Here is a 22710-nt window from a genome sequence, read left to right on the forward strand (position 1 = left end):
ATGACCCGGTTGGAGACGAGTGTGAACGCCAGGCCTGCGATGCGGGCGCAAACTGCGGCGGATCGTTTCGGCGTTCTGGAGCGCCCGGAGTTGACGTACACGCCTGCCGTGGCGCGTGAAACTGCCCATCTTTACGAGCGAGTCCGCCATCATATCCCGGAAATCGAATGGCCGGTCTATGCGCCTTATGTGCACGCCATCAACCGGCTCAAGAAGGAGCGCGGCGCCGCGATTCTGGCGCATAACTACCAGACGCCGGAGATCTTTCATTGCATCGCCGACATTGCCGGTGATTCGCTGCAACTGGCGCGAGAGGCGACGCTGGTCGACGAACAGATCATCATCCAGTGCGGCGTGCATTTCATGGCCGAGACCTCGAAACTGTTGAATATGGACAAGACCGTGTTGATCCCCGACGTCAAGGCCGGGTGTTCGCTGTCGGATTCGATCACCGGCGCCGATGTGCGGCTGCTGAAGGAGCGCTATCCCGGCGTGCCGGTGGTGACCTATGTCAATACGTCAGCCGAGGTGAAGGCCGAGACCGATGTCTGCTGCACCTCGTCCAATGCCGTGGCGATTTGCGAAAGTTTTGAGTCCGACACGATCCTGTGCATCCCGGACGAATATCTGGCGATGAATGTCGCCAAGCAGACCAAGAAGAAGATCCTGACCTGGAAGGGCCATTGCGAAGTGCATGAGCGCTTCACGGCAGAGGAACTGCTGGCCTACAAGGAAGCCGATCCGACCATCGAGATCATCGGCCATCCCGAGTGCCACCCGGACGTGATTGCGGTGTGCGATTATTCCGGGTCAACCGCCGGCATGATCAACTATGTCAAGGACAGGCGGCCACCGCGGGTGCTGCTGGTCACCGAGTGCTCGATGGCCTCCAACATCGAAAGCGAAGTCGAAGGCGTCGAGTTCGTCAAGCCGTGCAATCTGTGCCCGCACATGAAGCGCATCACGCTGCCAAAGATCCTCGACAGTCTGCTGTTCATGACCGAGGAAGTTCTCATCGACCCGGCCATCGCCGATCGCGCCCGGCTTGCGGTCGAGCGCATGGTCAACATGAAGAACTGACGACTTTCTCCTCACTCTCTCACTCCTCGATCGCCTTTGGGGCTGGAGCAAACCATGACGTCTCTGGCGCTTTATTCACCGCCGCGCGCGCCCAAAGGTCCCGAGTCCGTGATCATCGTCGGCGGCGGGCTTGCCGGGCTGTTCTGCGCGCTCAAGCTGGCGCCGAAGGCCGTGACCGTGCTGGCAGCCGCACCGATCGGACGGGGCGCTTCGTCGGCCTGGGCGCAGGCAGGCATTGCCGCCGCAGTCGGTCCCGGCGACACCATTGAAAGCCACGTCACAGACACCATCATTGCCGGTGACGGCATTGTCGATGAAGCCATCATCCGCACCATGGCAAAGGAAGCCTCCGGCCGGATCCATGATCTGCTGGATTATGGCGTGCCGTTTGACCGCGATCTCGAGGGTCATCTGTCGGTCAGCCGTGAGGCGGCGCATTCGCAAAACCGCATCGTTCGCGTCAGGGGCGACATGGCCGGACGCGCGATCATGGAAGCGCTGGTGGCCGCCGTGCGGAAAACGCCATCGATCCGGGTGCTGGAAGGCTATGTGGTCGAGGATCTGATCGCCGAGAACGGCCAGGTCACCGGCGTGGTTGCACGTGACAAGGCCGGCAGCGGCGCGGAACCGCACAGGATCACCGGATCGAATGTGGTGATGGCCACCGGCGGTATCGGCCATCTCTACGAGGTGACGACCAATCCCACCGAGGCGCGCGGCGGCGGCATCGGCATGGCGGCGCGGGCCGGGGCGCGGATGGCGGATATGGAATTCGTGCAGTTTCACCCCACCGCGATCAATGTTGGCAAGGACCCGGCGCCGCTGGCCACCGAAGCGCTGCGCGGCCATGGCGCGACGCTGCACAACAAGGCCGGCGAGCGCTTCATGCTGCCGCTGCATCCGGATGCCGAACTTGCACCCCGCGATGTGGTGGCGCGCGGCATCTTTGCCGAGATCAGGGCGGGCCGGGGCGCGGGTCTGGATTGCCGCACCGCCGTTCATGACTTTGCGTCTGAGTTTCCCACCGTGTTTGGCTATTGCCAGGCGGCCGGCATCGATCCGGCCAGGGAGATGATTCCGGTGATTCCGGCGGCCCATTATTTCATGGGCGGCATCTGGACCGACGTGAATGGCCGGACCTCGCTTCCCGGTTTCTGGGCCTGCGGCGAATGCACCTCGACCGGTGCGCACGGCGCCAACCGGCTGGCCTCGAACTCGCTTCTGGAAGCAGTGGTGTTCTCGGCCCGCATTGCCGAGGCGCTGAAAGCAGAAATCGGCCCCGATGCACCGGCGACGTGGCAGGACGGTTCGGTGACGACCACCGAATATCTCACCGAGAACGATCACCCCAACATGGTCGCCCTGCGCCAGGTGATGAGCGCGCATCTGGGTGTGCTGCGCGATGGCGCGGGCATGCGTGAGGCGCTTGACACCATCCTGCAACTGGCTCGCGACAGCCATTCGGTCAGGTTTGACAATGTCATCACCACGGCCAAACTGATTGCGGTCTGCGCGCTCAACCGGATCGAAAGCCGCGGCGGACATTTCCGCACCGACTATCCGGAGGAGCAGGCGGAGTGGAAGCGGCGGACCCTGCTGACGCTGGAGCAGGCCGATGCCATCATTCCCGACCTCCTGGAGGACTGACACTTGACCGACACATTTCTTCCCCAACTGCCGCAGTTGATGGTCGAGGACCAGGTGCGTGCAGCGCTGCTTGAAGACCTCGGCCGCGCCGGCGACATCACCTCCAATGCCACGATCGGCCCGGACAAACAGGCGACAGCCGAGATAAACAGCCGCGAGCCGGGTATCCTTGCCGGATTGCCGCTGGCGGCAGCCGCGTTCCGGCTGATCAACCCGGCGATCCGCTTCGAGCCGCTGCTTGCCGATGGCGCACGGGTGCAGCCGGGGGCGGTGATCGCCCGCATCTCCGGCCCGGCGCGCGGGGTGCTGTCAGCCGAGCGGGTGGCTTTGAATTACCTCATGCACCTGTCGGGCATTGCCACCCATACGGCGCGGTTTGCCGACGCCATCGCCCACACCGGCGCCAAGGTCACCTGCACGCGCAAGACCATCCCAGGTCTGCGCGGCGTGGAGAAATACGCCGTGCGCTGTGGCGGTGGCTCTTCGCATCGCTATGGCCTCGATGATGCAATCCTGATCAAGGACAATCATATTGCGGTTGCCGGCGGGATCGTCGAAGCGCTGAAGGCTGCCAAGGCATTCGGCGGGCATCTGGTCAAGATCGAGATCGAGGTCGACACGCTCGACCAGTTCGAAACCGTGCTTGCCGAGGGCGCCGATGTCTGCCTGCTCGACAATATGGGTCCGGACCTGTTGCGTCAGGCCGTGGCGATGAACAGCTCCATGAGCGGGCGCCGGATGACGCTTGAAGCCTCGGGCAATGTCGATCTTGACACCATCAAGGCAATTGCCGAAACCGGTGTCGACTACATATCGACCTCCAGGATCACCATGGCCGCGCCGACGCTGGATATCGGGCTGGACATGACGATCGGCTGAGGCGGCGGGTGGTCGGGATTGCGATAGGTAGAGACCTGCATTGGCATATGATCGAGACCAATCCAAACAGACTGGGCCTTGCAACGATACGAACGGATGACACGGCGTTTGTCATCGCCGACGTGACAACCGGCATTGGAAAATGAGTGATACTTCACATTGCGACTGACCGCAGGTCCAACCTGCTTGGCAGTATCTGGATGATCGCGGCGATGGCGATTTTTGCCATTGAAGATTCGTTTCTCAAGGCAGCGTCCGAGATGCTGCCTGTCGGGCAGGTTCTCGTTATTCTGGGCTTGGGCGGAGCCGCGATCTTCGCCTTTATCGCGCTCGTCAACAAGGAACCGCTGTTCATTGCCGATGTCGTCTCACGGCCGATGTGTATTCGCGTGATCTTCGAGATTTTTGGCCGGTTGTTCTACGTGCTTGCCCTGTCGCTGATCCCGCTGTCGGCGGCAACCGTGATTCTGCAGGCCACGCCTCTGGTCGTGGTCGCTGGTGCGGCCCTGATATTCGGTGAAAAGGTGGGATGGCGCAGATGGACCGCCATTTGTGTCGGCCTGGCCGGGGTTGTGGTCATTGTCCAGCCGGGGACGGATGGTTTTTCCGTGCTGTCTTTGCTGGCCGTGATCGGGATGCTTGGATTTGCCGGACGGGATCTGGCCAGCCGCGCCGCACCCGCCGCTCTGAGCACGACCCTGCTCGGATTGTACGGATTTCTGTCGATTGTCGTTGCCGGCGGATTGTTCTCGGTCTGGGAGGCGGTGCCTTTCGTGCAGCCGAGCATCGAGACTTCCCTCTACGTGCTGGCCGCTGTCGTGGCAGGCGCGACGGCCTATGCCTGCCTGATGAAGGCCATGCGGACCGGAGAGGTGTCTGCCGTGACCCCGTTCAGATATTCACGGCTTCTGTTCGGCACAGCGATCGGGCTCGTGGTGTTCGGCGAGCAACTGGACCTTGCGATGTTGGTTGGGTCCGGGTTGATTGTTGTTTCCGGACTGTTCATTTTCTGGCGAGGCCGGCAGCTGGGCGAGGCATAACGGGTTTTGCAATCTGGAGGATTGCCGTTCAAAACAGCCGCTGCGCAGGCATGCAGGCGGCAAGGGAGGCAAAAGCGATATGAATCTTTTTTCACTGTTGGGCAAACGCGCCGAGAGCGGCGAGCCGATCCGGGTCGGGATGATCGGCGCCGGAAAGTTCGGCACGATGTTCCTGTCGCAGGTGCGCAAGCTTCCGGGCATCCATCTGATCGGCGTGGCGGACCTGTCGCCGGCAAATGCCCGGTCGAACATGGAGTTTGTCGGCTGGGAGCCGGAGCGGTTCTCCGCCCCATCGCTCGACCAGGCGGCAGCCAAGGGCAGCACCCATGTCGGTGATGACTGGCAGGCGCTTGTTGCCCATCCGGCAATCGACATCATCATCGAATGCACCGGCGCGCCGGTTGCGGCGATCGATCATATCCTGGACGCCTTTGGACACGGCAAGCATGTCATCAATGTCACCGTTGAGGCGGATGCATTTTGCGGCTATGCGCTGACGCGGAAAGCCGAGGAGGCCGGGGTGATCTATTCGATGGCCTATGGCGACCAGCCGGCGCTGACCTGTGATCTCATCGACTGGGCGCGGACCTGCGGCTTCACCGTGGTGGCTGCGGGACGTGGGCACAAATGGCTGCCCGAATTCCGCAAATCGACGCCGGAGACGGTATGGGACCATTGGGGTGTCAGCCGCCAAGCCGCCGAGCGCGGACGGCTCAATCCAAAGATGTTCAACTCGTTTCTGGACGGCTCCAAGCCGGCGATTGAATCGGCGGCGATCGCCAATGCCGCCGGTCTGCTGGTGCCGACCAACGGCTTGCAGTTTCCGGTCGGCGGCGCCGAGGATCTGGCCAATATCATGCGGCCGAAATCCGAAGGCGGGTTCCTGGAACAGAAGGGAATGGTCGAGGTCGCGTCTTCGCTGACGCGCGAGGGACAGCCGGTGCCTTACGACATCAGGCAGGGCGTCTGGGTGGTCTTCGAAGGCGAGACAGACTATTTGCGCAACTGCTTTCAGGAATACACGGTCAAGACCGATGACAGCGGCCGCTACTCGTCGCTGTACAAGCGCTGGCATCTGATCGGGCTTGAACTGCCGGTCTCGGTCGCCTCTGTCGGCTTGCGCGGCGAGCCGACCGGCGTCGCCAGAACTCTCAACGGCGATGTTGCCGCCATCGCCAAACGCGATCTGGCCGCCGGCGAGATTCTTGACGGGGAGGGTGGCTACACGGTGACCGGCGGCCTGCGCCCGGCAAAGGTCTCGGTCGCGGCGGGCTATTTGCCGCTTGGGCTGGCGCACGACGTCACGCTCAAACGCGCCATCGCCGATGGGGAGCCGATCCGCTTTGATGATGTCGAGATCGACCAGACAACAACGGCCTACAAACTGCGAAAGTGGATGGAAGGGCTGCTGTAAGCCTGTTTCCGGGCGCATCAACTGAGCCCCGCCTGCGTCAGAAGTTCCTCGCGGATTTCGCGCGGACGGGGCTCAGAGCGTCTATTTCGCCATGGTGATGTCGAGCCTGACGCTGCCGTACCAGTCGGCAGCGGCGCGGATCTCCGCATCGCTCATCTCGGCCGCCACCGCATTCATCACCTCGTGGCTGCGTTTGCCGAGACGGAAGGCCTTGAGTTGGGTGTCGATGTAGATGTTGGTTTCGCCAGCCAGGTTGGGTGCATCCTCGACCACGGCAATGCCGTCTACCCCATGACAGGCTGTGCAGGCCTCTGGCGCGCCGGACGGATCGGCTGTCAGCGTCGCTGTCGCCTGATGGGATGAATACCAGGCCGCGAGATCGGCGATTTGCTGATCGGTCAGCATCTTTGCCACCACCGACATCATTTCGTGCACCCTGGTGCCGTCGCGAAACGCGGTCAACTGATTGCGGATATAGGAGCCCGGTTCGCCGCCGATATGCGGCGCGATCGGAATTTTCGCATAGCCATCCAGGCCGTGGCAGGTTCTGCATTGGCCGGCGATTGTCTTGCCGGCGACGGGGTCGCCGCCCACTGTGTCCTGGGCAAGGGAAGTCCCGGCGAGCAGAAGCCCGCCGAGACCCAAAAGCATCGCCGTTCTCATTTGTCGTAACTGATCCGGTAGAGTGCGCCGGCCAAATCGTCCGACACCAGGATAGAGCCATCGTGCAGTTGCGCCACGTCGACGGGGCGGCCGAGATACTCGCCGTTCTCGTCGATCCAGCCTTCGGCGAAAGGCTCCATCGTCGCATTGCCCTCGTCATCGATGGTGGTGACCATGACGCGGGCGCCAACCGGCGTTGTCCGGTTCCAGGAGCCGTGCTGTGCGGAGAAGATGGCGTTCTTGTACTTGGCGGGGAATTGATTGCCGGTGTAGAAGGTCATGCCAAGATCAGCCGCATGCGCAACCGTTGCAACAGCCGGCATGACGACCTCCACCGGCACCTCCTGACCGGCGTACTCGGTGGTGCGCGTGTCGCCGCCGCCAAACCACGGGTGTCCAAAATGCTGGCCCATGGCGGTCTGGTGGTTGAGTTCACCAGGGGGGATGTCATCTCCCATGCCGTCGACCTGGTTGTCGGTGAACCACAGGTCACCCGTGGTCGGGTGGAAGTCGTGGCCGACAGAGTTGCGGATGCCATAGGTGTAGACTTCACGGCCGGTGCCATCGGTGTTCATGCGGATGATGCCGCCAATGCCCCACTTGGTGTTGGTTTCCAGGTTTTCTGGCGGGGCGACGTTGAACGGCTGTCCAAGCGAGATGTAGATCTTGCCATCCGGTCCGATCTTGCAGACCCGGGCGGTGTGGTTGAAGCTTTCCTGATCGGCCGGGATCAGATCGCCTTGCGCCACCAGGTTGAAGGCTGCGACATCCGGGCTTTCATAGAAGAACTCGGCAGCCGGAAACAGCAGCACCCGGTTCTGCTCGGCGATGTAGAGAAATCCGTCCTTGGAGAAACACGGACCGTTCGGAATCGAAAATGTCAGTGACGGGGCAAAGTCCTTTACCTCGTCGGCAACACGGTCCTTGTTGCGGTCGGTGACAGACCAGACCTTGTCCTTGCGGGTTCCGACGATGGTGACGATGCCCTGCGGGCCGACGGCCATGTGGCGGGCGTCGGGTACGACTGCGTACAATTCGATCTTGAAACCATCGGGCAGGGTGATGCGTTCAAGGGTCCGCTTGATGCCATCGGCATAATCGCCGGTTTGTTCAATGAAGGTGAAATCGGTGACACCGGTGGTCTTGAAGCCCGAGAGCTTTTCAAGGTTGCTGGGCACGTTTGCGGTTTGGGCCAGGGCAGTTGAAGCCATCATCGCGCCAACTGCCGTAAAGAGAAACAGCTTTGTCATACTCTACTCCTCCAGTTTCGTGAGCCTCTCCCTCCCAGAAGCGGCTGCCGGCACTCATGCCGACGGGGCCATGTTAACATTGGTGCACTCTATTGGAAGCTATTTGTTTCAGCACTCTTTTTACGGCTATTTGTGATTTGAAGATAATCGTCTTGGCGTTGCTTCTGCGTCATTATCGGGCGCTTGGGGTTGAGCAATTCAGGCTCGCCAATACAGCGACCAAATGGTTGTGCGCCAGCCTTGCCGGCCGGGTCCGAAGCCAGCGTTTTGCAAGGCGGCGCGCAGCAGATCCCGCAGGCGGTGTGGCCGGTGCGGGCTGGCTACGCCCGCCCGCCCAATCTCAATCCGGGCGCCGGTCGTTCCTCGAGGATCTTGGCGCGAAAGCGATAAAGGGCTGCGGGGCGGCCGCCGGTGGCGGAGCTGGATGCGCCGGTGGGCTCGACCAGTTCGGCGCCTTCCACCAGCCGGCGGAAATTCTGCTTGTGCAGATGGCGGCCGGAGATGGCTTCCACTGTTGTCTGCAATTCCGTCAAAGTGAATGCGGGCGGCATCAGTTCGAAAATCACCGGGCGGTACTTGATCTTGGCGCGCAGCCGCTGCACGGCGGTGGCGGCGATGCGGCGGTGGTCAAAGCGCATGGCGCGCCCGAGCGGCACCGCAAGCCCGGTGGAGAAGACCCGCTTGTCGGCGACCGCTTCGGCCACCAGCCCGGCCTCATAGAGAAGTTCATAGCGGTCGACAACGCGTTCCTCGTCCCAGGGGAAATCATTGAGACCGAAGGCGAGGCGGATTCGCGCCTGACGACTGGGGGGGTGAGCCTGGCCGGCAGTCTCACCGGCCCAGTGCATCAGTCTGGGCAGGATCGCCGCATCGAGCATGTCCGGGCGGCCGTCGCGCCAGTCCTCCCAAGGGAACAGCTGATACCAGTCGTGCCAGCGGGCGCCGGTTGCGTGCAGCGCTTCGGGATTTTCGGCGTCGGCCCGGGTCAGCGCCAGATAGCCCACGGACACCAGGTGCGGGCTGCCGCCGTCGCGCGCCTCGTCGGAGCGCATGTGCCGGCCCCGGTCGCCGAAGGTGTAGAGCTGCTCGACATAGCCCAGATTGAGCGCCGTCTGGCTTTCGACGCTGGCGCGCAGGCTGGCCTCGAATGTCCGGTGCCGCGCCGGATCGAAGGGACCGAACGGAAGGCCGTCGGCTGCGGCCTCGCCGGGGGTGGGCGGCACGGCGAGAATGCGCGGCGTCTGGTTGGCAACCGCCACGATTGCCGCGTCGAGCCCGATGCGCAGCGGCGGGATGTCGTCGGGTGCGGTGACGTGAGACTCCATGACGATGTCAGTCTCTTCCGGCTGGTCCGGTTCGCAGCCGGAGCGCGCCCGTTTCGGGAAGCAGGTCGCCGGTGCGAACCGCGAACGGGAACTCGCCACCTTCGAACGTGTCGGCGCCACGGCCAATGGCCTTGATGGCGCGGACCAGGTTTCCACCGCGATTGAGCATACAATCGCCGATTTCGATCAGCCGGGCGTTCGGCGTGACGAAGGGCGATGCGGCTCTGAGCCGCTCGGCCAGCGCCATGTCGTCCTGGTCGGGCTCGACGGTCAGCGCTGTGATCGCTGCCGCGGCCGGAGATCGCGAGATCCCGAGCCAGCAATGGACCACCAGCGGCGCACGCTGATCCCAGGTTCTGGCAAAGTTGATCAGCCGCTCGACGTGAGCCTCGCCCGGTGCGGTGAGACCCGGCCGGCTTTCGGCAATGTCGTTGAGCGCGAGCTTGAGATGCCGATTCTCATCGATGACACCGGGGCGGTCGAAACTCTGATTTTGCGCCAGCAGGCTGACCATTTCGCGGGCGCCGTGAAAAGCCGCGGTTTCGGCGATCTGGTTGAGGCGGCAGACGACAATGTAGGACATGGTTCAGCTCGCCTTGGCACTGCGCAGCTGTTCGATCATCTCGAAGCGCTGCAGGAAGATGGCTTCAACTTCCGCGGCGGGGCGGGGAATGACATCGAGCATATCATGGCTGATGCCGCGTGGCGGGCCGAAAAAGGCCCGCGCCTCGGCATCACTGAAGCCCGCCAGTTCGGTCGCCTCGAAATAGGCAGCGATCCGGTCAGCCCGCTTGATCAGCGCCACGAGGGTTTTCGGCACGACAGGAGGAAGGCCGAAACGGATATGGATGGCTGCTTCCAGACGGGCTTCGACGGTCTTGTAGCCACCGCCGACAACCGCCTTGAAGGGTGAGATCATGTCGCCGATGACATATTCGGGTGCGTCGTGCAAAAGCGCCAGTTGCAGCGTCTGTGGCGGTGCGTTGGTCAGACGACGGACAATCTGCTCGACCATCAAGGAATGCTGCGCCACCGAGAAGGCATGATCGCCGCGGGTCTGTCCGTTCCAGCGGGCGACCCGCGCCAGCCCCTGGGCGATGTCGGAAATCTCGACGTCGAGCGGCGACGGATCGAGCAGGTCGAGCCGGCGGCCGGAGAGCATGCGCTGCCAGGCGCGCGGAGCGGTGTCCGACGAGGCCACCGGTCAGGCGTCCGCTGGGGTTTCGTCGTCCGTGCCGAAGGACAAGCCGGTCCATTGGGGAAATGTCAGGGTGACCGGCGCGCCCGCAACCGTCAATGCAACGTCGCCTGCGAGGGCATCGGCAACCCGGTCGGTGCGCACGATCGCCAGGCCAACCTTGCCTGCCACCGAGGCAAGCGTGCCGACCGGCCTGTCGCCGGCCATGATGCTGATCGCAGCGTCGGCCGAGGCGGGAAGCGCGGTCTGGCTGGTGACGGTGACGGTTCTCCGCCGGGCGGTGCCGCGATGCTGCATGCGCGAGACAACCTCCTGGCCGACATAACAGCCCTTGCGAAAATCCACGCCGCCATTCTTGTCGAGCAGGATATCATGGGGAAAGACGTCTGACGCGGCAAAATCATGCCCCAATTCAGCGACGCTGTTTTCGATGCGAACGGTGTCCCAGGCAGATCGCTCCGCATCAAGCACTGCGCCGCTGCCGTAGAGCCGCCAGGCGCCGGCGTCGTCGGGAAACCGCTTGTCCTGCAAAGCATCGACCGGCGCCGCACCGTCCCAGCCGGCGATGACCGGGAGATCGTCACGCTCGTCAAAGGTCACGGCGGCGCGCAGCTTGTAAAGGGTCAGCCTGCGGATGAAATCATCGACGCAATCGGCGGCGATATCGCAGTGATAACCGGTCTCTCCGGCCCGTGATATCAGGAAGTCGAACAGGACCTTGCCCTGCGGGGTCAGCAGGGCTGTAGGCCAGGCATCCTTTGCCGTGATCGTTTCGATGTTCGCGGTGATGAGGTTTTGCAGAAAATGTTCGGCTTCCGCGCCATCGACATGCACGATTTTCCGGTCGTTGAGAACGAGAGCTGGCACAGGATTTACTCCGGATGGATCTGACAATGACAGAACGATAGGTAGGCGCTTGCGGAGCGGCGGGCAAGGGCCGCTGCCAGGTTTGCCGGTCGTCCCGCGTCAGTCTCCGGCCATGAAGAAGCGCCAATCGCCTTCGGGGGAAATGCCGACACGGAAAAAATTATAGGCGCCGTACGCCTTCATGTCCTCGACATCGCCGGCAGTCACCAGCCGCAGTAACTCGACCTTTTGTGGTGGAGACAGGCCGGCAAGCGGCAGGGCGGCAAAATAGGGCCAGACATAGGTCTCGGTCGGCTTACCGGCGTCGATGCGGACAAAACCGGTGTTGAGCAGGTCAATGAGAATGGCCAGGATTTCGTGGCCCTCGCCATCGCCGGAGGTCGAGCGCAGATAATCCACCGCATCGGCGTCGAGTTCGGCAAACGCCAATTGTGTGGCGCCCGGACCCGTGCCGAGCAACGGGCGGAGCTTTTCGAGATCGCCGGTGGCCGCGGCTGCAAGTATCAGCTCACGCATGCGTTGCGCCGGCTCGGGCAATTGCGCCGGATCCGTGAGAATTTCTACCGCGCCGGCAGCTTGGCTGTCCAGGAGGTCGGGGGAGGTTGTTTCATCGGCGCTGTCGGGTGTCGTCCGGATCATCGGATCGGGTGCGGGCAGGCCGCCGTCGGTGCCAAGCAGTGGCCCTTCAAGCGGTGGCAGGGCGGGGCCTTGCTCGACGTCGGAGGCCGGCGTTTCGACCGGCTTGAGCTCGCTCAGGGCCGACGCTTGCGGGAGGGGGAGAAGGCCAGTCAGCGCCAGGGCCGATGCGACAATCCTATCGCCGGTTCGAAATCTGCGTTTGCATCTGTCGCCCACGTGTCTCCCCGTGCAATCCTATTGCAGAATGCGCTCGGGCGAAAACTCACCCGCGAGAATGCGCCCTCTAAGCGATTCGACCAAAGCTTCTGCCTGATGCTCGCCCAGAGCGCGGACCGTCTCGCGAATCGCGGTGATCATCGCAGCGTCGGCGATAATCTCCGGCTCGATGCCGTCAGCAGCGCTTTCAGCCCAGGCATCATGCTGCAGCTCAAGCGCCACCTGGAGCTTTTCCTGGATGATCAGGTCATCAAGTTCGTCGGGCGTGTGGGGAGTGAAATGTGTCATGCGAACCAACTTTTACTTACCATATCATTAACACCCTAGCACGGCTTGAGCCGTTTCGGCACGGGGCTGCGACGATATCGGTTAACAAACCTTCAATTTCCATAGCGGGCAACAATTTCAGTGATGAGTGTTGCAGCTTCGCGACGGTATCGCTCCTCCGCCACCAGAGCGGCGGCGGTGCAATCGGTGTATACCGAGGCGAAGGTGCGAAAGCCGCGGTTGTATCCAGCGGTGAGCTGCTCGCGCCTTCGTTCTTCGCCTGCGGTTTCGCTGTCGAGCAGAGCCTGCATGCTCTCGCGCCAGCCGGTTTCGCCGTCGGGGTTGCACAGATTGCGCAGATACTGGATCGAGCCGATAATCTCGGCAAGACGCAACAGGCGCTCCTCATAGGGCGGCGGCGGCAGGTCCGGCGCAACTGCCAGGACATCCTCCACAGCAGTCTGCGCCGCGGCAGGTTGCTGTGCGCTGACCAGGATCAGCGGCACGAGGAGGGTCAGGAACAGGACAAGGCAGCGCGACATGAAAGTTCCCTTACACCAAGACCTTGCCTGATGAAATCCCGCATCGCGGTGCGTGCACTGTTTCAGGATCATCGCGTTGGGCAGGAAGCGCTGACGCCAGCACCAATCAAGCTGCTTCACATTTGCTTGAGGCCCAGATGCTGCCCCACAGCTAGCTGGCGCTGGTGTCTGCCTTGGGCAGGCCGGTCCCGAGCATTTCCATACAGGTGGTCATGCTGTCGGGCGCATTGAGGCGGCGAATCTCGTCGGGGGTGAACCAGCCGACTTCCAGGGCGTCATCAAGCGCCTGCGGCTCTCCGCCTGCGTCGTCGGCGAGGAAGACCGTCAGCAGGAAGTGCGAAGACAAGGAGCCATCGGGCTCTCTCACCGGCAGATCGAACGTGGCGAAGACCCTTGGATTGAGCGCTTTCAACCCGGTTTCCTCTTCCAGTTCACGCAAGGCGGCGGCTTCCAGTGTCTCACCGGGATCGACGCGCCCGCCGGGGAAGGCATACATGTTCTGGGCAGGCGGATTGGCGCGCAGCACCAGCAGATATTTGCCGTCGCGCTCAAGCGCGACCGAGACCGCCAGTGCCGGTCCACTCTCGACGATGTCCTGTTGACTGCTCATTGCCTGCCACCTGCGATGCTGTGTGTCACGAATCGGTACTGTGCGGAGTTTCCATCTGGCAGCAACCCCGTAAAGGCCTGGTGTACGCGCAAGCGTCCGGACATCCAGCCGGCATGGCCCGGCCGGTCCTTGCTTGACCGCTCCACCATCCTGCGGCATGGATTGGCGATGTGTGGACGGTTTTCACTGACAGCGACGCCTGATGAGGTGCAGGAACTGTTCGGTCTCGAGGAGATCGAGGATTTCCCGCCGCGCTACAATATTGCGCCGACGCAGCCGATCCTGATCATTGCCGGCGATCGCCGCCGCCCTGAGGGCGACAACCGCACCGACCGCCGGGCGCTGCTGGCGCGCTGGGGGTTCTTGCCGGGCTGGGTCAAGGACCCGACGGAGTTTCCACTGCTGATCAATGCGCGCTCTGAAACAGCGGCCGAGAAAGCCTCGTTTCGCGCCGCCATGCGGCACCGGCGGGTGCTGATCGCGGCGTCGGGATTTTACGAATGGCAGCGCCCGCCCAAAGGCTCGAAGGAAAAATCCGCAGCCTACTGGATTACCCCGAAGCAGGGCGGCATCGTCGCCTTCGGCGGGTTGATGGAAACCTATATGAGCGCCGACGGGGCCGAGATCGACACCACGGCCATTCTGACCGTCTCGGCGAATGCGATGATAGCGCGGGTGCATGACCGGATGCCGGTGGTGATCCAGCCGCAGGATTTCTCCCGCTGGCTTGATTGCCTCAACCAGGAGCCGCGCCATGTGAGCGACCTGATGGCGCCGGCGCCAGATGATTTTTTCGAGGCTGTCCGGGTCTCCGATCTGGTCAACAAGGTTGCAAACAGCGGTCCCGAGGTGCAGGAGCCTGCCTCCGGTGACACCGAGCCGGCCAAGCCGGCTGGCAAAGCCAAAGCGCCGCCGCCTGCCTCTGGCCAGTTGAAGTTGTTCTGACCCGATGACACCATTTTTCGCTCCCGCCATCGCCGGCCTGCTGCTCGGCGGCTCGCTGATCATCGCCATCGGCGCGCAGAACGCCTTCATTCTGCGCCAGGGGTTGCTCCGGCAGCATGTGTTCATCCTGTGCCTGATCTGCGCGCTGTCGGATGCGGTGCTGATCGGGCTGGGTGTCGCCGGGCTTGGCGCGATCATTTCCGGATCGCGGATCCTGATTGCTGTGGTGACGTTGGGCGGCGCCGCATTCCTGGCGGTCTATGCGGTTCTGGCGTTCAGACGGGCGATCTCGCCGTCGGGGCTTGAGGCGGCGCAATCCGGACCGGGATCACTCAAGGCAGCGGTGCTGACCTGTCTCGCCTTCACCTTCCTCAACCCGCATGTCTATCTCGACACCGTGCTCCTGGTTGGCGGATTGAGCGGGCGTTATCAGGGCACCGCACGACTGGCCTTTGCCATCGGAGCGATGTCGGCGTCGTTCCTGTGGTTTTTCGGGCTGGGCTATGGCGCGCGGGTGCTGGAGCCGCTGTTTGCCCGGCCTTCCGCCTGGCGGGTGCTCGACGGGCTGATCGCTTGGGTGATGGCGGCGCTGTCTCTGTCGCTGCTCTACCGGTTCTTCACAGGTTGAAAGCAGTGGTTCCTGTCTTGACCGGGCGGGTTCAATCAGGGATAAGACCAGCATGAAAACGGCACACGGCGCGCGCGCCACCTGCATTTGCGGCATCATTATTCGCTAGCGCTTCGCTGGCTCGGCCGTTTTCGTCTTCTTCTCCCAAACAGGACAAACGACCCGGGCCAGGGTGCCGGCATCGGGGAGCTCACATGACCGAACTCAAATTCTGGAACACGCTGACGCGGGCCAAGGAAGAGTTTACGCCGATCGATCCGGACAATGTGCGGATGTATGTCTGCGGCCCGACGGTCTATGATTTCGCCCATATCGGCAATGCCCGGCCAGTGATCGTGTTTGATGTGCTGTTTCGGCTGCTCCGCCATGTCTATGGCGAGGATCACGTCACCTATGTGCGCAACATCACCGACGTGGACGACAAGATCAACGCCCGGGCGCTGCGCGATTATCCCGATCTGCCGCTCAACGAGGCGATCGCCAGGGTCACCGAAAAGACCGCCGAACGGTTCCACAAGGACGCTGCCGCACTCGGCTGCCTTGAGCCGACGCACGAGCCGCGCGCCACCGCCCATATCGACGGCATGATCAAAATGATCCAGACGCTGATCGACAAGGGCAACGCCTATGTCACCTCCGGCCGCGAGGGGCGCGAAGTGCTGTTTGCGGTCACCTCGATGCCGGACTACGGCAAACTGTCCAACCGCAAGCTTGAAGACCAGCAGGCCGGCGCCCGCATCGCGGTGGAGGATCACAAGCGCAATCCGGCGGATTTCGTGCTGTGGAAGGAATCGGCCGCCGACGAGCCGGGCTGGGACGGCGTCTTCACCGAGGCCGGCGAAACTGTCGCCATCCACGGCCGGCCCGGCTGGCACATCGAATGCTCGGTGATGAGCGAGCATCATCTGGGCGAGACGTTCGACATCCACGGCGGCGGGCTCGACCTGATCTTCCCGCACCACGAGAACGAAATCGCCCAGTCCTGCTGCGCCCACGGCACCAAGCGGATGGCCAATCTGTGGATGCACAACGGCTTCCTGCAGGTCGAAGGCAGGAAGATGTCGAAATCCGAGGGCAACTTCGTCACCATCGCCGAATTGCTCGATACCGACAAATTCGGCGGCCGCAGATGGCGCGGCGAGGTGCTGCGGCTGGCGATGCTGATGACGCATTACCGCGAGCCGATCGATTTCAGTGTGAATAGGCTGAAGGAGGCGGAGGCAATCTTCGAAAAATGGCTTCGAGAAATTCCCGGACGTGCAGGATTTGAGACGCAAGAATGGCAGAGGAAAGAATGGGAACGTGAATTCCCGCCACAGCATCTGATCGAAGTTCTGGGGGATGATCTCAACACACCGAATGCTATCGGGAAGGTCAACCAGATGCTGAATTCAGGAGGCCCTAATATTGGTCGAGAGGTCTTCGCCTTCCTTCGACTGCTGGGACTGATATCCTTCGAACATATTCGTATGGGTAATATTGACAGCGAGAAGGTAAAGACCGCTGTTAATCATCGCCTCGCCTTTATCGCCGCCAAGAACTGGGCCGAGGCCGACAGGATTCGTGACGAGCTGCTTGCCCAGGGCATTCAGCTCAAGGACGGCAAGGATCCCGAGACCGGCGAGCGGGTGACAACCTGGGAGGTCAAGCGGTGAGGGATGCGTTTGGAAACAGACCCCTCCCCAACCCCTCCCCACAAGGGGGAGGGGCTCGACGCAGCGAGAGTCTGCCCAGTCCCGAGCCCGTATGTGGGGGTGGACCGGAGTATGGATTCCAGCTCAGATCTCGCCCCAGGTGGTTTCAAGCCTTTGCTGCCGCCTCTTGTTTGGAAGATTTGTGGCTGGCTCGGATGGCCAGGCTGGCTAGCCCCTCCCCCTTGTGGGGAGGGGTTGGGGAGGGGCCTTTTTCCGACCCGATTTCGGTTCAGCGGGGAACTTGAGCCATGCCCCATTCCAACATCACGCCGAAAACCCGCGAGAGGGCCAAGAAACTCCGCACGGAACTGACAACCGCTGAGGCAAGAATGTGGAATCTGCTGCGTGATTTCCGTCCTCGCGGCGCGCGCTTTAGACGTGAGACGCCGATCGGGCCCTATATCGTCGATTTCGCGTGGCTGTCGAAAAAAATCGTTATCGAAGTGGATGGCGACAGCCACGAGACCGACCGGGGCCGTGCCCATGACAGGGTACGTGATGCGTGGATGACGGATCAGGGCTACACAGTGCTCAGATTCGACAATGCGGACTTGATTGATGCCGAAGACCACGTGTTTCTCGAAGTTGAAAAAGCCATCAGCAGGTATCTCGATGACTAAGCGGCAAGTGCAAACTTCCACCCTTTCCGGCGGCTGCCAATGTGGTGCGGTTCGGTTCCGGCTCACCGGAGCGCCCGGCACCTCGTCGGTGTGCTATTGCCGGATGTGCCAGAAGGCGGCGGCAAGCCCTGCGCTGGCGCTGGTGTCTGTGGGCGGCGCGAGCCTTGAATGGACCCGTGGCGCGCCCTCCTGGTTTCACAGCTCCAGCGCGGTGCGGCGCGGGTTTTGCAACCAGTGCGGAACGCCGCTGGCCTATGATGCGCCCGACGGGCTGGCGCTGACGGTGCTGGCGTTTGACGATCCCGACTGCGTGCCGCCGGTGATTGCCTATGGCGTCGAGGCCAAGCGGATCTGGTGCGACGGCATTCCGGCGCTGCCCGAGCGGAAGACGCTGGAAGATCCGGAGGCGGTCAGTTTTCTCAAAACGCTGGTCAGTTATCAGCACCCCGACCATGACACCGAAACCTGGCCGCCGGAGCGCAAGCCATGAGTGAGCGCAAGCCCGGAACCGAAATGCCGAAATGGCTGCTTTACGGGCTGATCGGCAAGGGCGTCGTGGTGGCGGCAGTCATCATCGGGGTTGGCGTCTGGGTCAATTGGAGCTGAAAACATGAGCAGGTTGCGTACACTTTACCCGGAAATCGAGCCGTTCGAGAGCGGATTTCTCGATACCGGCGACGGGCATCAGGTCTATTGGGAGCGGGTCGGCACCCGGGGCGCCAAACCTGCGGTGTTCCTGCATGGCGGGCCGGGCGGTGGCTTTGCTCCGGTGCACCGGCGGCTGTTCGATCCGGCGCTTTATGACGTGATCCTGTTTGACCAGCGCGGCTGCGGCCGCTCGACGCCGTTTGCCTCGCTTGAGACCAACACCACCTGGGATCTGGTCGCCGACATCGAGCGATTGCGCAAAATGGCCGGGTTCGAGCAATGGCTGGTGTTCGGCGGTTCCTGGGGCTCGACCCTGGCGCTGGCCTATGCCGAGACCCATCCGGCGCAGGTCTCCGAACTGGTGCTGCGCGGCATCTACACGCTGACCAGGGCCGAACTCGACTGGTATTATCAGTTTGGTGTCTCGGAAATGTTTCCCGACAAATGGGAGCGGTTTCTGGCGCCGATCCCTCAAGCCGAACGCGGCGACCTGATGGGGGCCTATCGCAAGCGGCTGATCGGCGACGACTCCGACCAGCAGATGGCTGCTGCCAGGGCCTGGAGCGGCTGGGAGGGCGAGACCATCACGCTGTTGCCGGAGCCTTCGACCAGCGACAAGTTTCACGAGGACCGGTTCGCGCTGGCTTTTGCCCGGATCGAGAACCATTTCTTCGTCCATGGCGGCTGGCTGGAAGAGGGGCAATTGCTGCGCGACGCGCACAGGCTCTCGGGCATTGACGGCGTGATCGTCCACGGCCGCTACGACATGCCGTGCCCGGCGCGGATCGCCTGGCAATTGCACAAGGCCTGGCCGCGCGCCGACTTTCATCTGATCGAAGGGGCCGGGCACGCCTTTTCAGAGCCGGCCATCCTCGACCAGCTGATCCGCGCGACGGACAGGTTTGCGGAGAAACGGGATGCGTGAGGGCCTGGGCCGCAGCCGCTATTGTCACTTCGTGACCTCTCCCCCGCAAGCGGGAAGATCAATTTCAGCAAATGCCGCGGGCGTAATCTCTCCCTTTGCGGGGGAGATGCCGGCGGCGACGACAAAGGGGGGGAAGCCTCCCGTCAACTCCGGAATGACCTTATGACCAGAGAGCGCATCTACCTGTTCGACACCACGCTGAGAGACGGTCAGCAGACGCCGGGCATCGATTTTTCCGTCGAGGACAAGATTGCGATTGCCAGAATGCTGGATGATCTGGGCCTCGATTATGTCGAGGGCGGCTATCCCGGCGCCAACCCGACCGATACCGGCTTCTTTTCGCAAGCGCGGACGAAGCGGGCCTCCTTCGTTGCCTTCGGCATGGTCAAGCGGGCCGGTGTCTCGGTTTCGAATGATCCCGGGCTTGCCGGCCTGATCCAGGCGTCGGGCGATGCTGTCTGCCTGGTCGCCAAGAGCTGGGATTACCATGTGAAGGTGGCGCTCGGCTGTACCAACGAGGAAAATCTGGCTTCGATCTCGGAGTCGGTAGAGGCCGTCATCGGTGCGGGCAAGGAGGCGCTGGTCGACTGCGAGCATTTCTTCGATGGCTACAAGGCCAACCGCGCCTATGCTGTCGCCTGCGCAAGGGTTGCCTTCGAGGCAGGGGCGCGCTGGATCGTGCTGTGCGATACCAATGGCGGCACCCAGCCGGCAGAAATTCGCGCCATCGTGACGTCGCTGATTGCCGAAGGTATCCCGGGCGACCGGCTCGGCATTCATGCCCACAATGACACAGGTCAGGCGGTGGCCAATTCCCTGGCGGCGGTGGAAGCCGGCGTGCGCCAGATCCAGGGCACGCTCAACGGGATCGGCGAGCGTTGCGGCAACGCCAATCTGGTCACGCTGATTCCGACACTCATGCTCAAACCCGTGTTTTCGGAGCGGTTTGCAACCGGCATCCCGCCGGAAAGCCTCGAAACCCTGACCGGCCTCAGCCATGCGTTTGACGAACTGCTCAACCGCTCGCCGCCGACGCAGTCGCCGTATGTCGGTGCCTCGGCCTTCGCCACCAAGGCGGGCATTCACGCCTCGGCGCTGCTGAAGGACCCGCGCACCTATGAGCACGTGCCGCCCGAAAGCGTCGGCAATTTCCGCAAGGTGATGGTGTCCGATCAAGGCGGCAAGTCCAACTTCATCAACGCGCTCAAACGGCGCGGCATCGAGGTGGCAAAGGATGATCCGAAACTCGATCGCCTGATCGGCATCGTCAAGGAGCGCGAGGCCACCGGCTACGCCTATGAGGGCGCCGACGCGAGCTTCGAGCTTCTGGCGCACCGCACGCTTGGGCGGGTGCCGGAGTTCTTTTCAGTGACCAGTTTCCGGGTCATGGTCGAGCGCCGGTTCAATGCGATGGGACAGATCACGACCGTCTCGGAAGCCGTGGTCAAGCTGGTGGTCGATGGCCAGGACATGATGTCCGTGGCCGAAGGCCATGGTCCGGTCAACGCGCTCGACATCGCGCTGCGCAAGGATCTCGGCGTGTATCAGCTCGAGATCAGCGATCTGGAACTGGTCGACTACAAGGTGCGTATCCTCAATGGCGGCACCGAGGCGATCACCCGGGTGCTGATTGAATCGGCTGACGGTGACGGCGCCCGCTGGTGGACGGTTGGCGTTTCGGACAATATCATCGACGCCTCGTTCCAGGCGCTGATGGATTCGATTGTCTTCAAGCTGATGAAAAACCGCGATCTGGCGGGCAGGGTTGCAGCGGAATGATCCGGGCGAAGGCTCGCACAAGACGCGATGCATCAAGCTTTGTGATGGATTGATCGTGTCCGCGCCGTTGCGTTGCCGGAGCGGCAAAGCTAATGCATGTCGGGTTCGAATGGATTCATTTGAACGACACCGCACATGCCTTGATTCAAGGGGATAGAGCGTTCTTTGCGCATCCTGTTGGATACGCGGCGCTGTGGTCGTGAAGCAACCTCCCGCACCGGGGAGGCCACCGGGTTGCACCCGGATTGCAGGAGTTTCCATGTCCAAGCTACCCCTTGTTGCCAATGAAGACACGCCGCGTGGCTTCGCCTTTGCCATGGCCGCCTACCTGCTGTGGGGTTTCCTGCCGTTCTACATGAAGGCGGTGGCGCATATTCCGGCGATCGAGGTGGTGGCTCACCGGGTGATCTGGTCGGTGCCGATTGCCGCCGTGGTGCTGCTTCTTCTCGGCCGGACGCAGGACATCCGTGCAGCCTTCAGGTCGCCACGGACAATGGGCATGGCGCTGATTACAGCGGCCCTGATCACGGTCAACTGGAGCATTTATGTCTGGTCGATCGGAGCGGGCAGGGCGATCGAGACAGCGCTCGGCTATTACATCAACCCGCTGTTTTCGGTCCTGCTCGCCGCCGTTCTGCTCAAGGAAAGCCTTGACGGACGGCAAAAGATTGCCATTGCGCTGGCGGTTGTCGCCGTTGCGCTGCTCGCATGGGAATCGGGTGGCATCCCCTGGGTGTCGGTCGGGCTGGCCTTGTCCTGGGGGTTTTACGCCTTCTTCAAAAAGTCGCTGCCGGTCGGTCCCAATCAGGGCTTTTTTCTTGAAGTCCTGGTGTTGACCATCCCGGCGATTGGTTACATCGCCTATACCGAGATCAACGGAACCGGTCATTTTGGCGGCACCGGAATGGCCGATGTCCTGCTCTTGCTCGGCTGTGGCGTGGTGACGGCGGTGCCTTTGATGCTCTACGCCAATGGCGCCAAGCTGCTGCGGCTGTCGACCATCGGCATCATGCAGTACAGCGCTCCGACAATGATCTTCCTGATCGCGGTGTTTGTCTTCAGGGAGCCGTTCGGACCCTACAAGCTGACCGCCTTCGTGTTGATCTGGATTGCGCTGGCAATCTACACATCCTCGCTGTTGCGCAGCCTCAAGGCGCGGCGCGCGGCAGCGCTCACATCCGTTTGATCAGATCCGGGTCACCCTTGCCGTTGACGGCGCTGGCAATGATCGCCGGCACGATTTCCTCGACCCGGTCAATCACCATCGGGCCGACGAGATGAGCGGTGTGGATGAAACCCTGACCGCCCATGTGCCCCAATAGGACATTGAGCGGGTCCCAGAAGCCGTTGATATTGGCAAGCACCATCGGCTTGGTGTGACGGCCGAGCTGGGCCCAGGTCATGATTTCGATGATTTCCTCGAGCGTTCCGATGCCGCCAGGCAGCGTGACAAAGGCATCGGCGCGTTCAAACATCATATGTTTGCGTTCGTGCATGTTCTGGGTGACGTGCAACTCGCTCAAATGCGTCAGGGCCTCCCGCGAGGCTTCCTGGTCCATCAGGAATTCAGGAATGATGCCGATGACCTTGCCACCATGTGACATCACCGCTTCAGCCACGGCCCCCATGATGCCCTTGGTGCCGCCGCCATAGACCAGATCGATGCCGTTTTCAGCCATGGTTCGACCCAAAAAAGACGCAGCATTGCGATAGGCCGGATCGTGGCCCGGATGGGAGCCGCAATAGACGCAGATGGATGTGATGCTTTTTGAGGTTTTGTTCATGGCGCGAGTGAACATGGGGTCAGCCATCTGGTCAAGCACGGGCATTTGGC

24 protein-coding genes are annotated in these 22710 nt (G+C 62.3%); 13 read left to right on the forward strand and 11 right to left on the reverse strand.

Annotated elements, in window-relative coordinates:
* The 5 genes from nadA to PZ897_RS06115 all read left to right on the forward strand — a co-directional run bounded on the left by nadA (position 1) and on the right by PZ897_RS06115 (position 6060).
* On the forward strand, positions 1–1080 hold the full coding sequence (gene nadA / locus PZ897_RS06095) for a quinolinate synthase NadA (protein WP_275750827.1): 1080 nt from the start codon (positions 1–3) through the stop codon (positions 1078–1080).
* Positions 1081–1134: 54 nt separating this feature from the next.
* Positions 1135–2727, forward strand: a complete 1593-nt coding sequence (locus PZ897_RS06100) for an L-aspartate oxidase (RefSeq protein WP_275750829.1) — start codon at positions 1135–1137, stop codon at positions 2725–2727.
* Positions 2728–2766: 39 nt separating this feature from the next.
* Positions 2767–3606: a carboxylating nicotinate-nucleotide diphosphorylase gene (nadC, locus tag PZ897_RS06105; protein ID WP_275751029.1), complete on the forward strand. Its 840-nt coding sequence runs from the start codon at positions 2767–2769 to the stop codon at positions 3604–3606.
* Between the two features lie 146 nt (positions 3607–3752).
* The gene (locus tag PZ897_RS06110) at positions 3753–4646 is read left to right on the forward strand and encodes a DMT family transporter (protein WP_275750831.1); all 894 of its coding nucleotides are present in this window, start codon (positions 3753–3755) and stop codon (positions 4644–4646) included.
* 79 nt (positions 4647–4725) lie between these two features.
* On the forward strand, positions 4726–6060 hold the full coding sequence (locus PZ897_RS06115) for a Gfo/Idh/MocA family oxidoreductase (RefSeq protein WP_275750833.1): 1335 nt from the start codon (positions 4726–4728) through the stop codon (positions 6058–6060).
* Between the two features lie 81 nt (positions 6061–6141).
* Here PZ897_RS06115 and PZ897_RS06120 read toward each other — a convergent pair whose 3' ends face one another.
* From PZ897_RS06120 to PZ897_RS06165, 10 genes are all read right to left on the reverse strand, one after another.
* The gene (locus PZ897_RS06120) at positions 6142–6711 is read right to left on the reverse strand and encodes a c-type cytochrome (protein ID WP_275750835.1); all 570 of its coding nucleotides are present in this window, start codon (positions 6709–6711) and stop codon (positions 6142–6144) included.
* Between the two features lie 8 nt (positions 6712–6719).
* A complete protein-coding gene (locus PZ897_RS06125; protein WP_275750836.1) occupies positions 6720–7973 on the reverse strand; it encodes a PQQ-dependent sugar dehydrogenase in 1254 nt (417 codons plus the stop codon).
* A gap of 320 nt (positions 7974–8293) precedes the next feature.
* Entirely contained in the window at positions 8294–9298 is a 1005-nt protein-coding gene (locus PZ897_RS06130; protein ID WP_275750838.1) for an NAD regulator, read from the reverse strand.
* Between the two features lie 7 nt (positions 9299–9305).
* A complete protein-coding gene (locus PZ897_RS06135) occupies positions 9306–9881 on the reverse strand; it encodes a tyrosine phosphatase family protein (RefSeq protein ID WP_275750840.1) in 576 nt (191 codons plus the stop codon).
* 3 nt (positions 9882–9884) lie between these two features.
* Positions 9885–10460 (reverse strand): HD family hydrolase, encoded by a 576-nt coding sequence (locus tag PZ897_RS06140; RefSeq protein ID WP_275751031.1) that lies wholly within the window; start codon positions 10458–10460, stop codon positions 9885–9887.
* Between the two features lie 42 nt (positions 10461–10502).
* Positions 10503–11363, reverse strand: a complete 861-nt coding sequence (locus PZ897_RS06145) for a folate-binding protein (RefSeq protein WP_275750842.1) — start codon at positions 11361–11363, stop codon at positions 10503–10505.
* 99 nt (positions 11364–11462) lie between these two features.
* Entirely contained in the window at positions 11463–12218 is a 756-nt protein-coding gene (locus tag PZ897_RS06150) for a hypothetical protein (RefSeq protein WP_275750844.1), read from the reverse strand.
* An 18-nt stretch (positions 12219–12236) separates the two neighbouring features.
* On the reverse strand, positions 12237–12506 hold the full coding sequence (locus tag PZ897_RS06155; protein ID WP_275750845.1) for a hypothetical protein: 270 nt from the start codon (positions 12504–12506) through the stop codon (positions 12237–12239).
* A gap of 92 nt (positions 12507–12598) precedes the next feature.
* Positions 12599–13147 carry a TIGR02301 family protein gene (locus tag PZ897_RS06160; protein ID WP_343217444.1) on the reverse strand — a complete coding sequence of 183 codons (549 nt, stop codon included), beginning with the start codon at positions 13145–13147 and terminating at the stop codon, positions 12599–12601.
* 31 nt (positions 13148–13178) lie between these two features.
* On the reverse strand, positions 13179–13637 hold the full coding sequence (locus tag PZ897_RS06165) for an NUDIX hydrolase (RefSeq protein WP_275750847.1): 459 nt from the start codon (positions 13635–13637) through the stop codon (positions 13179–13181).
* Positions 13638–13805: 168 nt separating this feature from the next.
* Here PZ897_RS06165 and PZ897_RS06170 point away from each other — a divergent pair, with 168 nt between their 5' ends.
* The 8 genes from PZ897_RS06170 to rarD all read left to right on the forward strand — a co-directional run bounded on the left by PZ897_RS06170 (position 13806) and on the right by rarD (position 22062).
* Positions 13806–14582: an SOS response-associated peptidase gene (locus PZ897_RS06170; protein ID WP_275750848.1), complete on the forward strand. Its 777-nt coding sequence runs from the start codon at positions 13806–13808 to the stop codon at positions 14580–14582.
* 4 nt (positions 14583–14586) lie between these two features.
* A complete protein-coding gene (locus tag PZ897_RS06175; RefSeq protein WP_275750850.1) occupies positions 14587–15210 on the forward strand; it encodes a LysE/ArgO family amino acid transporter in 624 nt (207 codons plus the stop codon).
* A 194-nt stretch (positions 15211–15404) separates the two neighbouring features.
* Positions 15405–16865 carry a cysteine--tRNA ligase gene (cysS, locus tag PZ897_RS06180; RefSeq protein WP_275750852.1) on the forward strand — a complete coding sequence of 487 codons (1461 nt, stop codon included), beginning with the start codon at positions 15405–15407 and terminating at the stop codon, positions 16863–16865.
* Between the two features lie 287 nt (positions 16866–17152).
* Positions 17153–17524: an endonuclease domain-containing protein gene (locus PZ897_RS06185; protein ID WP_275750854.1), complete on the forward strand. Its 372-nt coding sequence runs from the start codon at positions 17153–17155 to the stop codon at positions 17522–17524.
* Entirely contained in the window at positions 17517–18014 is a 498-nt protein-coding gene (locus PZ897_RS06190) for a GFA family protein (RefSeq protein ID WP_275750855.1), read from the forward strand. Before PZ897_RS06185 ends, PZ897_RS06190 begins: the two co-directional genes overlap by 8 nt.
* Before the next feature lie 120 nt (positions 18015–18134).
* Positions 18135–19097 (forward strand): prolyl aminopeptidase, encoded by a 963-nt coding sequence (pip, locus tag PZ897_RS06195; RefSeq protein WP_275750857.1) that lies wholly within the window; start codon positions 18135–18137, stop codon positions 19095–19097.
* 162 nt (positions 19098–19259) lie between these two features.
* Positions 19260–20876: a citramalate synthase gene (gene cimA / locus PZ897_RS06200; RefSeq protein WP_275750859.1), complete on the forward strand. Its 1617-nt coding sequence runs from the start codon at positions 19260–19262 to the stop codon at positions 20874–20876.
* Positions 20877–21135: 259 nt separating this feature from the next.
* Positions 21136–22062 carry an EamA family transporter RarD gene (gene rarD / locus PZ897_RS06205; RefSeq protein ID WP_275750860.1) on the forward strand — a complete coding sequence of 309 codons (927 nt, stop codon included), beginning with the start codon at positions 21136–21138 and terminating at the stop codon, positions 22060–22062.
* On the opposite strand, the gene PZ897_RS06210 is transcribed toward rarD, so the two are convergent.
* Positions 22049–22660, reverse strand: a complete 612-nt coding sequence (locus PZ897_RS06210) for a TIGR00730 family Rossman fold protein (protein WP_275750862.1) — start codon at positions 22658–22660, stop codon at positions 22049–22051. The genes rarD and PZ897_RS06210 overlap by 14 nt on opposite strands.
* Between the last annotated feature and the right edge of the window lie 50 nt (positions 22661–22710).

Origin of the sequence: Hoeflea sp. YIM 152468, assembly GCF_029210485.1 — a bacterium.
Classification (GTDB): Bacteria; Pseudomonadota; Alphaproteobacteria; order Rhizobiales; family Rhizobiaceae; genus Hoeflea.